The organism is Psychrobacter urativorans, assembly GCF_904846695.1.
GTDB lineage: Bacteria > Pseudomonadota > Gammaproteobacteria > Pseudomonadales > Moraxellaceae > Psychrobacter > Psychrobacter urativorans.
The window spans coordinates 1-12,543 of the sequence record NZ_CAJHBR010000022.1 but is presented as its reverse complement, the minus strand read 5'-3'; the positions used below and the strand labels follow the sequence as shown (position 1 = coordinate 12,543).

Annotated in this window: 9 protein-coding genes and 1 pseudogene; 7 read left to right on the top strand and 3 right to left on the bottom strand. The window is 40.1% G+C overall.

Annotated elements, in window-relative coordinates; all coding sequences use genetic code 11:
- Positions 1-530 precede the first annotated feature (530 nt).
- Both JMY09_RS12185 and JMY09_RS12180 read right to left on the bottom strand, forming a co-directional pair.
- The gene (locus JMY09_RS12185; RefSeq protein WP_201623913.1) at positions 531-2,588 is read right to left on the bottom strand and encodes an autotransporter domain-containing protein; all 2,058 of its coding nucleotides are present in this window, start codon (positions 2,586-2,588) and stop codon (positions 531-533) included.
- A 330-nt stretch (positions 2,589-2,918) separates the two neighbouring features.
- Positions 2,919-3,350, bottom strand: a complete 432-nt coding sequence (locus tag JMY09_RS12180; protein WP_201623911.1) for an Lrp/AsnC family transcriptional regulator — start codon at positions 3,348-3,350, stop codon at positions 2,919-2,921.
- A 163-nt stretch (positions 3,351-3,513) separates the two neighbouring features.
- Between JMY09_RS12180 and JMY09_RS12175 the strand changes: the two genes are divergently transcribed.
- The 3 genes from JMY09_RS12175 to JMY09_RS12165 all read left to right on the top strand — a co-directional run bounded on the left by JMY09_RS12175 (position 3,514) and on the right by JMY09_RS12165 (position 7,138).
- A complete protein-coding gene (locus JMY09_RS12175) occupies positions 3,514-4,596 on the top strand; it encodes an ornithine cyclodeaminase (RefSeq protein WP_201623909.1) in 1,083 nt (360 codons plus the stop codon).
- A 75-nt stretch (positions 4,597-4,671) separates the two neighbouring features.
- Complete coding sequence (locus JMY09_RS12170; RefSeq protein WP_201623907.1) at positions 4,672-5,631, top strand: arginase; 960 nt, start codon at positions 4,672-4,674, stop codon at positions 5,629-5,631.
- A 94-nt stretch (positions 5,632-5,725) separates the two neighbouring features.
- The gene (locus JMY09_RS12165; RefSeq protein ID WP_201623905.1) at positions 5,726-7,138 is read left to right on the top strand and encodes a YjiH family protein; all 1,413 of its coding nucleotides are present in this window, start codon (positions 5,726-5,728) and stop codon (positions 7,136-7,138) included.
- Positions 7,139-7,621: 483 nt separating this feature from the next.
- Here the strand turns inward: JMY09_RS12165 and JMY09_RS12160 are convergent, their stop codons facing one another.
- Positions 7,622-8,551, bottom strand: a complete 930-nt coding sequence (locus tag JMY09_RS12160; RefSeq protein ID WP_201623903.1) for a LysR family transcriptional regulator — start codon at positions 8,549-8,551, stop codon at positions 7,622-7,624.
- A 159-nt stretch (positions 8,552-8,710) separates the two neighbouring features.
- On the opposite strand from JMY09_RS12160, the gene hppD reads away from it, so the two are divergent.
- The 4 genes and pseudogenes from hppD to JMY09_RS12140 form a co-directional block, all read left to right on the top strand.
- The gene (gene hppD, locus JMY09_RS12155) at positions 8,711-9,814 is read left to right on the top strand and encodes a 4-hydroxyphenylpyruvate dioxygenase (RefSeq protein ID WP_201623901.1); all 1,104 of its coding nucleotides are present in this window, start codon (positions 8,711-8,713) and stop codon (positions 9,812-9,814) included.
- Positions 9,815-10,114: 300 nt separating this feature from the next.
- Positions 10,115-11,014, top strand: coding sequence for a phenylalanine 4-monooxygenase (gene phhA / locus JMY09_RS12150; RefSeq protein ID WP_201623899.1), 900 nt, complete (start codon positions 10,115-10,117; stop codon positions 11,012-11,014).
- A gap of 93 nt (positions 11,015-11,107) precedes the next feature.
- Positions 11,108-11,449: a 4a-hydroxytetrahydrobiopterin dehydratase gene (locus JMY09_RS12145; RefSeq protein ID WP_201623897.1), complete on the top strand. Its 342-nt coding sequence runs from the start codon at positions 11,108-11,110 to the stop codon at positions 11,447-11,449.
- Between the two features lie 58 nt (positions 11,450-11,507).
- Positions 11,508-12,416, top strand: a pseudogene (locus tag JMY09_RS12140) (Na+/H+ antiporter NhaC family protein); the annotation flags it as partial.
- Between the last annotated feature and the right edge of the window lie 127 nt (positions 12,417-12,543).

The following is a 12,543-nucleotide window of genomic DNA, read 5'->3' as shown; positions in this document are numbered from 1 at the left end:
GTAACTTAGCCGCTCTGTACTTCGATCTATAGTTCGCTCTGTAATTCGATCTGTGGTTAGCGGTATGGTTTGCTATCGGGCTGGTATAAATCAGTCTTTTTTCTTTTGCGCATTAGTCTTTGAGGACTTCTACTATCGCATTAGCACCATATCAATATTACTGACATTGAGTCCGGCCACACATATGTGTGAGCTAGCTATTAGCTATTAGCTATTAGCTATTAGCTACTAGGTCGCTAATAGGCAGAAACCCTGTAGATGCCAAGCTCTGTTTGTAGGCGTTGGGCTTGCTCAGGCGTCAGTCCGGTAAAGCTAACCCTGCCGTTTTGTCGAGTGATATATAATGAATTCACGCACCAGTTATAGAGTAGACTGCGGTTAATATTGTGCTCAAGCTATTTGATGGGGCTGCTAATGTTGAAATAGTTACCAGCACTCTTAAAAGGGTATTTAACCCTATTAATTAACAAAAAAAGCGCTACTTAATTTAATAAGTAACGCCTTTCTTGTTGATTAGTGATCCCGATAACTTAGAACTGGTACTGTAAACCTACTTGTACCGCACTTTGTTTATTATCACGAGCAAAGGTAGTATCGCCATTTAAATAAGCATGTACTTTTTTATGGACCTTACTGCTTACGCTTAGACCCAAACGACCGTAGCTGTCATCATTATCTAACTGACCGATCTTGACATCGCGTCTTTGGCCGTCAGCTGAAGAAGTGGTTGTCAAACTATCAAGCATGCCATCCTCAATAACATTGACGTATGCAAGCTTACCTTGAAGCTTAGTAGGAGCACCTTTGAAATTGAAATTATACTGCATTTGATAGCCAAGCTCAGCATCGAACGCATCACTAGAGGTACTATTAACGGTTAAAGCAGTACGAGAATCAACGGCACCCGTGTTATAACCGTCAATATCTACTTTGCTGTAGTTAAGAGCTAAAAAAGCGCCGTGTTTAACCTTTTCGTTCATCAAGAAATTATAACCTAGTTCGTTATAGGCACTGAATACGTCAGCATCGGCACGGTCTTGATGGCTGTTGTTAATGATATTAATACCATCATGGGTGTCAAGTTTTACCGTTCTGTTGGTATCTAAGTTGTGCTTAGAATAGTTCAGCGAGGTGGTATTCCACCAAGCAGAGTTCTTATTGCCAAGTAGAGAGTAGGCTTGGACGCCGTAGTTTGTATCTGTCTTGATACCGTTATCAATATCACTATTGTACTGATTGGCAGCTTGCAAACCTAAACCGACACGCCAGTTTGGATTGGAGGCATATTCACCGTACACACCCACTTGGGCGCGGTGACCATTATCTATGTCATCTGCATCAACATAGCTTTGGGAACCGTCGACCCAAAAATTTATACCTGATTCAGATGGCTCAGATGTAGTTAATGCTACAGAGTTAGCGCGTTCAACTATCGCAGAATGCGAACCAGTTGCCGCTTCTTTCAACTGTAATCCCATCATATTTTGGAGACTGATAGCGCTTTTGTTCGATTGAATGATGTCGGCATTGGTCTGCTCAACAAGCAGACGAGTGATAATACGAGAGTAGTCTGCCATTCTTTGAGAGATATGATCTTTCCCAAAGGCTTCTGTGAGGTACTTCTCATTATCTTTACTAGGGTCATGCCAAGTATAGCCATCTTCTATTTTTGGGTTATCAGTCTGGGTATAGCCATCTAAGTCGTCACCAAGCTCCCAGTTTGTTGACTCAAAACCAACCACTTGCATTAGGCCATCAAACGAGTCTTGATCACTACAGCAACCAACGCCAGCGGGACGATAAGGCTTAGTTTGGCCTTCTGGGATAAGACCTGGATTCATTTTTAATTCTATGCCAAGCTCTTTAGCGATACGATGAGCATTATCACGTAAAGTGGTATTTTCAGGGACAGCGTTACCGTTTTTATCGTAGGAGTTACGACCTGAGTGCGCGTACATAAAGTCGCCAGTGATTAGACTATCTAGGTTGACCATACCCAATGCAGATGCTTTTTGCGCATCAGTCAAGTCGCGGGCAAACGCTTTAGAGCCTTTAAGACCGTCTTCCTCAGCACCAAAAGCGATAAATTGTAAATTATGCTCTAAATCAATACCACTAAGGTTCTTGGTTAACTCTGCTAACACACCAGAACCTGATGCATTATCATCAAGTGCTTCAAGCGTTTTGTAATTAGGATATGCGATTGCAGAATCGTAATGAGCGCCGACATATAAAGTTTTGTCAGTAGTGCCTTTTTGGGTAACTACCACGTTATGACTGGTAATATCTTGATCTTTAAAGATACCGCGTGTTGGCTTCACTTTAAAAGGGCGTATCTCAGCTTGATTGTCGCTAGCATTGCTGATAGTCATGCGATCTTGCATGTACTTAGCAGCCTCTAATTCCATATTGCCGCCTGTATACCTGCCAGCATGCTCACGAATAAGCGTATAGGCAGTTTCCTCTCCATAAGCACCGTATTTAGCATCAGCATTGATAGCGCTAATTTGAGCAGTTGCTTGTGAGCTTGCAAGCATAGTGAGTGCGGCAATAACTGAAAGCGTAAGTGGGGATAATTTAATAGTCAAAATTACATCTCCAAGACTCATAAAGTGTTTTAGTTGAGAGAAAAGTAAAAGATATAATTACTGATATTAAAATACTTTACAAGCGCTATTTTTACATTTTGAAATATTTCTGTAAGTTAATACCCATTCTATCGCCATGGTATTTGAAGCCAAGATGGAGTGCAATCTTAGCGTTACATATGATGTCAATAAAGGATTGCATAGGCGGCTTCTAACATTCTTTAACGGCCTCAAAGCCGTTATCACGTGGGCGACAATTTAAGGTTTAAGCCCCACTAAGGAATGGCATTGTTACACTGTACGGAGCATATGTTCCTGAGCATGGTCATATTAAAAACTCGAAAGTAAGACACTTGTTTCACTATTTAAAATACCCTCGACCTCCCGCACTTGACGTAGCACTTCATCAAACTCACTTAGAGTTGGCGTGTTTATTTCAGCAATAAGGTCCCAAGCCCCATTTGTGGTATGCAACTTTACTAGTTCTGGTATGCCTCGTAGTTTTCTGATGACTTGAGAGGTGGAGTGTCCAGATATTTCGATCATCATAAGAGCTTTTACAGTTCTTTGATCTAAAGTTTCGTTCACTCGAATAGTAAAGCCAAGAATCGCACCGTTAGATATCAGTCTATCGATCCGATTTTGTATCGTTGCACGAGATACTTTTAGCCTTTGGGCAAGATGTGAAATAGTCGCTCGACCATCTCCTCTCAACTCTGAGATAAGCTCACTATCCAAATTATCGTAAATATATCTTCTCATTAGATTTCTTACCTACTGTGCGTTGTGTTTATCAAAATGTACAGTGTGCGTTAGCAAAATGCAAAATAATTGTGCTTATTTAGTAATTTTTTTGCATTTTAACCAACACTCAGCCTTGCTAAGATATTTAACATCGTTCACAAAGACCGTCTAGGAGTAAAATATGTCGAATTTTATCGTATCGCCCAAGCAAGGAGTTCCATTCGTTAGTGTACAAGCGATGGCTAAAATGATTCATGATTATGGCATTGAGCAATGTATTACCGATCTAGTAGATGCTTTAGAGCAAGACTTCCTTCGTTGGGAGCAATTTGAAAAGTCTTCTCGCTTTGCTTCGCATTCCAAAAACGGTGTTATAGAGTTAATGCCAGTAAGTGATGGAGATATGTTTGCTTGTAAATATGTAAATGGTCATCCCATTAATACCAAACGCAATCTACAGACCGTGGCGGCTATGGGTATCTTGTCTGATGTTGAAACCGGATATCCTATTTTGCTTACAGAAATGTGTATCCTTACGGCATTACGTACTGCTGCTACATCCGCTATGTTGGCCAAACATTGTGCGCCAAAAGGTGCTAAAACACTGGCATTAATAGGGAACGGAGCGCAGTCTGAATTCCAAGCATTAGGTATGAAAGCCATAATAGGTATCTGCGAAGTTCGTTTGTATGATATTGATTCAGCGGCGTCGCAGAAAACGGCTCATAACCTTTCAGACTCAGGTTTGAAAGTCATTGTTTGTCGCACGTTAGAGGAAGCTGTTTTAGGTGCAGACATCATCACTACTTGTACAGCTGACAAAACAAATGCCATTATTTTACGAGACGATATAATCGAAAAAGGTGTTTATATTAATGCGATAGGCGGTGATTGTCCGGGCAAGACAGAGCTGGATAGCAATATATTAATGCGAGCAGATCATGTGATTGTGGAGTTTGAACCTCAGACACGCATTGAAGGTGAGATTCAAAAATTATCAAGCGACTTCCCTGTGACTGAATTCCATCGCATCTTGAAAGGCGAAGTACCAGCTCGAAAGTCAGCTGATGATCTGGTAGTGTTTGATGGCGTTGGTTTTGCATCAGAAGACTTTACCGCTTTAGTCTTTTTACGAGACTTAATCAAAGAGCAACAAGGATATGAAATTTTAGATTTGATACCTCAGCAAGCTGACCCTAAAAATCTATATTCGGTAGTGAAAGAACCTAGCGTAGTAACCAATGAAGCGATGGCTGTGTCGTAACCATATAAAAAAAGATGAATGTAATTTTAAACTCAAACTATGTAAAAATTTATTTTCTTTAATAGAGACAAAATAATGACTGATTTGATGAAAAACATAACAATAGTAGAAGTTTATTCAGATATTGCAGGGTATAAAAAAGGTGCCTCTCTAGGTATCGAGGCATTAAAAGCGTCATCAAAAGAACTCAATGCAGATTATTTTGAAAAATTGCAACTCGAAAGTATTGAAGATGATAGTAATCATGAAGGAGAGTCACAATTTTTGCATGCAAAATATGCTGATGTGATTGAACCGATCATATCTAAGCTAGCCCATAAAGTGAAAGATATAAGAAATCAGAATAAGTTTCCAATTATCTTAGCTGGAGATCATTCTAGTTGTGCAGGAACTATGCATGGTCTTAAGATGGCGCACCCTGATTCTGAAATTGGTGTGGTTTATATAGATGCCCATGCTGATTTTCATTCACCCTATACCAGTGGGTCAGGGAATATGCATGGGATGCCTTTGGCAATGGCTTGTGCCATTGACAATTTGGAATGTAAGCGCAATGAGCTCTCCGAAAAAGAAAAACAGTACTGGGAGAAATTAAAGTTTCTAGCTTCTGATGAACCATCAATCAAACCGGAGAATATAGTTTTTTGTGCCGTTAGAGATTACCAAGAAGAGGAGATGGCCTTAATTAAAAAACATAAAATCCCCTTATATTCAGTTGCTGAAATAACTCAAAAAGGCATTAGTTCTACAGTAGAGGAAATCTTCAAAAAACTGGAATACTGTGATCATATTTATGTCTCATTCGATGTTGATAGTGTTGATCCTTTATATGTTCCAGGAACAGGCACTCCTGCAAAGAATGGCCTTTCCTATGAGCAAGCAATGCAACTCAATATAGAATTAATTAAAAATGAGAAAGTATGCTGTTGGGAAATGGCAGAAATTAATCCCCTTTATAATAATTCAAAAGACGATTCAACTAGAATATTTAAAATTTTAGAAAAAGTCACCCAGTCTCTTTTAAATAATTATTAGTACAAAATACCTAAAATGGAGCTAAAACATCCAACATAAAAATTTATTATATAAATTTTTATGTTGGTTAAAAAGGGACTGCGAGTAAAATAATATGGATATTAAATTAAATACCTCGGATCAAGTGGTTAGCAGTGCGAATACTAATATAAGTATAAAACAGTTTTTAAAATTTTTTATACCCTCTATGCTGGGTTTAATTATTTTTATACTTCCCATTCCCTATGTAGATGGTAAGTTTGTATCCTATACAGAAGGATTTGCCATTCCTATATCTGTCATGAAGGATTATATACAAGGTTATATGAGTGACTTTTTGCCACTATTGGTGGTAATTTCGATTATGGTTACTCTTGTTTTTACCTTATATACCAAAATCATGAAACCTTCGTTTATTTTAAATAATAAATTTTTAAATAATTTACTTAATGTCACAATGCCTTGGGTTACGCTCAGAATACTAGGGGCGTTTTTTGTTATAGTGACCTATTTTAAATATTCTTATGAAGTAATATATTCAGATAGTAGTGGCGGGTTAGTACTATATGAGTTAATGCCAATACTTTTTATTGTGTTTTTTTTAGCTGGATTATTGCTACCGCTACTACTTGATTTTGGCTTATTAGAGTTTGTTGGGGTCTTATTAAGTAAAGTAATGCGACCGTTATTTGGTTTACCAGGTAGATCATCTGTAGATTGCTTAGCCTCATGGTTGGGTGACGGCACTATTGGCGTATTATTGACTGATAAACAATTACAAGGTGGCTTCTATACTAAAAAAGAAGCGGCAGTTATTGCTACTAGTTTTTCCGCAGTTTCGATTACATTTTGTTTAGTAGTGATTTCTCAGGTTAAGCTGGAAAATTACTTTATCAATATGATTGGGGTAGTCGCATTATGTGGCATTGTTTGTGCTTTTATATTACCAAAACTGTTCCCTTTATCTAAAATTGAAAATACCTATATAGTAGAAAATGATGATAAGGATCATGAAACTATTCCTGAAGGAAAAACATTATTTACCTACAGCTTACATAAAGCGGTGCAAAAAGCTGATGATAGTCCAAGCTTTTCTTCTTTCTTAAAAGACGGATCAAAAAATGTTTTGGATATGTGGATTGGAATATTACCTATAGTTATGGCAATTGGCACTATGGGTTTGATCGTTGCAGAAGAAACCCCAGTATTTGATTACTTAGGCATGCCATTTATTCCATTGCTAGAGTTATTAAATATACCTTTTGCGCAAGAAATGTCAAAAACCATCATGGTGGGTTTTGCAGATATGTTTTTACCTGCTATCATCGGCTCTTCAATAGAATCAGAGTTAACCCGATTTGTAATAGCTTGCTTGTCAGTTTCTCAGCTGATCTATATGTCAGAAGTAGGCGGATTGATTTTAGGAACAAAAATTCCAGTTAGCTTTTTTCAGTTATTAATAATATTTTTATTAAGAACCATTATTTCATTACCGATTATTGCATTATGTGCTCATGTTATTTTTTGATAATATCAAAATTTAAATTTATCTTTGTAACAGAATTCTTTTTAATGGGATTTTCTTAAAGTTATCGACACTATATGTGGACAGAAAATTAATAGCAAAAACCACCTTTATAGGTGGTTTTTGCTATTAAGATTAAGCTGTTTGTAAGACTATCGTTTTGCAAAGCCAGCTGCCCTTTTGAGCATAATACGCTCATCAACTGCTTAATGCAGAGGCACTGATGATCTATAGCTTAGTAGAGCAAAGAGTAAACAAGGCTGTTCTACCTTAGCTTTTTAAGAAAGCTGATCTTGTCATGCAATCTGACACTACTCGTGGCTTTGTTATATTAACAGTAAGTGCCTACTTCGACATCAGCGTCTATTTTTAAGGGGCCAAAGCCGCCAAAAAGGCTTAGACCCGTTTAATTATTCACTCAGCGTTAGATTCTCCTACAAGCATTACTTCGCTCATTTAGCTCTTAAAGCATGCTTCAAAGCCCTCTCAAAAACTCTGTAAATCATTGAAATAGCTGTGAAAATAGGTTTGTAAAAACTGTTTAAAGACAATACTAGCAGGCGACAGCCCTCGAGATGAGCGCTGATAGATAAAGAATCGGCGCATTTTAACAGGTTGTGCTAGCGGCCGCATTTGTAACCCATTGGCGCTTACCCAATCGATAACCTCAGGCATATAGGGTAGGCATAAGGTGATGCCAAAGCCTTGACGAGTCATCTCAAGGGCTGTGGACATAAAGTTCACTTTATAGCGCGCTTGCTGTATGTGATTAGCAACGGCTTCCTCCAGTTCCGCCGTTACTTGCTCGTTAATGGGACCATTTAGAGTAATCAGCGGAGTACCTAGGAGCTGCTGCCAAGTGATCTCGCTTTGCTTAGCCAGTTCATGATCATCAGGCATCACCACACAAAAAGGCAACTGATATAACAAGTCGGCGCTGATGTCATCGTCCGCCTCCATATAACTGAGCTCTACGCCTACGCCCAAATCTACCTCAATGTTCTGGATGTACTCCAGCACATTCTCTGCTGAGCAATCTAATAATGACACGCTAATGTCAGGGTACGCTTTAGTAAATTGCGCCACCACTGCCGGCATGGATGAGGCGGCAAATTGTGATACCGCCAAACGTACTTGACCTTGGGCCAAGCTGGTCAAGCTGCTCGCTTCATTGACAAACAAGTGCATTTCGTTGAGGACTCTACGAGCTTGTGGCAGCAGATTTCGCCCCACCGTAGATAACGACAGCTGCCGAGTAGTGCGATCAAACAATACGATCTCAAGGTTGCTCTCTAACTCTTTAATCAATCCGCTGACCGCAGACTGGGTCAAATGCATCTGCTCACTGGCACGAGTGAAGCTGCCGTTGTCAGCGACTTTGATAAATGCATCTAACTGACGAATACTCACATTCATAAGGAAACCTGATAAATAAATCATTAAATACAATTAGTCTTATAAATCAAGCTAATCTAATATAAATGCATCGTCAATAAGAATTATTGATTACCGCTATTTTTTAGCATTATATTTTTATCGTTTTTATACCACCAATTGAAATTAAGGATAATGACAATGGCAGATTTATTTGAAAACCCAATGGGACTAAACGGGTTTGATTTTGTTGAATTCGCCTCACCTAAACCTGAAGCGGTATCCGCACTTTTTGAGCAGCTGGGCTTTGCTCATGTTGCCAATCATAGATCTAAAGATGTCGCTCTATACCGTCAAGGTGACATTAACCTCATACTAAACCGTGAACCCAAGAGCCCAGCCAGCTATTTTGTTGAAGAGCATGGAGCAGGGGCGACTAGCATGGGATTTCGTGTCAAAGATGCCAAGAAAGCTTACGAGTTAGCAATTGAGAACGGTGCGCAGCCAGTAGACGTACCAACTGGGGTAATGGAGCTTAGACTACCAGCTATCAAAGGTATCGGCGGCTCACTTATCTATTTGATTGATCGTTTTGAAGACGGTAAATCTATTTATGACGTCGATTTTGAGTTTCTTCCAGAAGTAGACAAGTACCCTGTGGGTCATGGTTTTAAAGTTATCGATCACTTAACGCATAACGTTTACCGTGGTCGCATGGCTTATTGGGCAAGCTTTTATGAGCGCATATTTAATTTCCGCGAAATTCGCTTTTTTGATATCAAAGGTGAACATACCGGCTTGACCAGCAAAGCAATGACTGCTCCTGATGGCAAGATTCGTATTCCACTAAATGAAGAATCTAAGCAAGGCGGTGGACAAATCGAAGAGTATTTAATGCACTTTAACGGTGAAGGTATTCAGCATATTGCCTTAGCAAGTGATGATTTATTTGCCAGTATCGATAAACTTAAAGCGGCAGGTATTCCGTTAATGACTGCGCCAATAGATACTTATTATAAAATGCTTGATGAGCGTTTACCGGGTCATGGTGAGAATATCTCTGACCTACAGATGCGTGGTATCTTGCTAGATGGGACAACCGAAGGCGGTACACCGCGTCTGCTACTACAAATTTTCTCTGAGACCATTTTGGGTAGCCCCGTATTCTTTGAATTCATTCAGCGTAAAGGTGATTATGAAGATGGCTTCGGTGAAGGTAACTTTAAGGCGCTATTTGAATCGATAGAACGGGATCAAATTAGCCGCGGAGTTATTGGTGAAGTTGAAAGCACTACAGAGATCTAAACAGTAATACAGTAAATAGATCAGTCAGTAACCGGCAGGACAGCAAGGATTTTGTCCTGCCACTATGAATAGCAAGGTATCTTTATTGAGATTCCAGCAATCGAACATCAATAATAAGACAGCATTCATAAAATGTTGCTAATAAAGAATCAGTCATGAATGACTGTAAAAATTTAAGATAACAATGAGTTCAATATAAAACTACCACCAATAACTCTAGTGAAGACATTAGCATCAATACCTGTAGCGAGGATAGCACAGTACCAACTATAGCGAATTGACTTCAGAAGGACAGTAGGCATGGAACGCACAGCTTCTAATATTCAAAGCCCCAATTCTAATAATGGCAAGACTAACAGCAACAAGACTAGCAGCGACCAAATTAATAATGAAAAGCAACCCTATATATCACATCAAATTGATGTCAATGGTCACATTGATTATAGTGACGACGAGCACGCCATATGGCAAACGCTGCTTGAGGGTCAAGCCAAGCAAATACCCAATCGCGCCTGCTCAGAGTATCTAATAGGGCTGGACAAACTAAACCTCCCTACCACCCAAATCCCACAACTTTATGATATCGACGCGGTACTACAAGACGCCACAGGTTGGCAGACTGCCGCTGTGCCTGCATTGATTAGCTTCGGTAAGTTTTTTAAACTCTTAGCAAATAAACGCTTTCCGGTAGCCACTTTTATCCGGCGCTCTGAGGATATGAACTATATTGAAGAGCCTGATATTTTCCATGAAATCGTAGGCCACTGTCCGCTGCTTACTCATCCTGCTTTTGCCGCTTTTAACGAGACTTATGGCAAGCTGGGGTTGAATGCTAGTAAAGAAGAGCGCATGTGTCTGGCGCGGTTGTACTGGTTTACCATTGAGTTTGGCTTGGTCGGGCAGAGCGGTGACCAAGGTAAGGCGTCGCGTAGGATTTATGGCGGCGGTATATTAAGCTCACCCTCTGAGACCATATATGCGCTAAGCGATGAGCCCCAACATCAACCAGAGTGCCGAGAGTTTGATTTGCTCGATGTCTTACGCACCCCTTATCGTATAGATCAAATTCAGCCTATTTACTATGCTATTGATCATCTAGACACTTTATTTGACATCGTCGATAGTGACATCATGAGTGTGGTCAAAAAAGCCTTGTCACTAGGTCTATTTGAGCCTACCTACCCAACAAAGAATGCCTAGATAGTTTATTGGATAGATCAAACCATTTAATAAATTAGATCAGCTTAAATTAAAACAATCTAGCACAATCCAAAATAATTATAGGAGAATACCATGACCGAGTTATCACAATCTAGCTGTGAAGTCTGCCGTATCGGTGCACCAACAGTCAGCGCTGCAGAGGCAAGCGAGCTGTTACAACAGATTCCTGATTGGTCATTGATTAATGTTGATGGCATCAATCAGTTGCAGCGTGAATATAAGTTCAAGAACTTCGTTAAGGCTATGGCATTTGCCAATCAACTGGCAGAGGTTGCCGAAGCGCAAGGGCATCACCCTGGAATTTTGGTGGAATGGGGCAAGGTTACCGTTACTTGGTGGTCGCACAGTATCAAAGGCCTACATAGTAATGACTTTATCATGGCAGCAAAAACCGACAAGTTGCTCGATAAATAACAACAACTCAATAAAACCTTTAAAAATCTAAATCAAATTGGCAACATAAGGATGTGTTATGCCTCCACAAGTACTTACCGAGCTATCTGCTAAGGTAGCCTTTATCGTTGCTAGCGTTGTCATCGCGATTATGGGGGTTACCATGATCGGCTTTGGCTGGGTGCCACACCTATCATTGATGCTAGCTATTGCTGTCTTGCTGGCCCTAGGTATGTTCAAGGGCTTAAGCTTTGAGAAGATGCAGGAGCAGATGTCCTCAGGCGTCTCCAGTGGTATCGGTGCGATTTATCTATTGTTCTTTATTGGCTTGCTGGTCGCCGCTCTTATGATGTCGGGCGCTATTCCCACCATTATGTACTATGGTTTTGAGCTAATATCTCCGCAGTATTATTATATCTCCGCCTTTGTCTTGACCTCTATTATTGGGGTGGCGCTGGGCAGTAGTTTGACCACGGCAGCGACGATAGGTGTGGCCTTTATTGGGATGAGTAATGCCTTTGATGCCAACGTCGCTATTGCTGCAGGTGCTATCGTCTCAGGCGCATTCTTTGCTGATAAAATGTCCCCACTATCAGATACTTGTACCCTTGCTTCTTCTGTTGTGGGCATTGATTTGTTTGAGCATATTAGTAATATGATGTATACCACGGTACCTGCGTGGCTCATTACTGCGGGGCTGTTTTGGTTCTTCTCTGGGCAGGCGGGTAGCGGCGATTTAGCTCAAGTTACCCTGTTGCAGTCGCAGCTGCTTGATAGCGGCTTAGTACATGCTTATTCAGTACTACCATTTGTTGTATTGATGGTGTTAGCGTTATGCCGAGTAAATGCTATCTATACCATCATTTACACCATCGCTAGCGCTTTAATCATTACCTACTTTCATAGCACTCCTAGTATTGGACAATTAGGCAGCTACATGTTTAACGGCTATACTCCTGCCGAAAGCTTAGAGCTAGGCGAAGTCGGTGTATAGTGGTCAACTAATTTAGGACACCTGATAAGAGGTTTTTGTTGAAGTAGCGTTTCTCTTTTTCTAGCGGTGTTAAATAGTCATTAAAACGGTGTGGTCTCACTGACTGATAATAGCCCCAAAT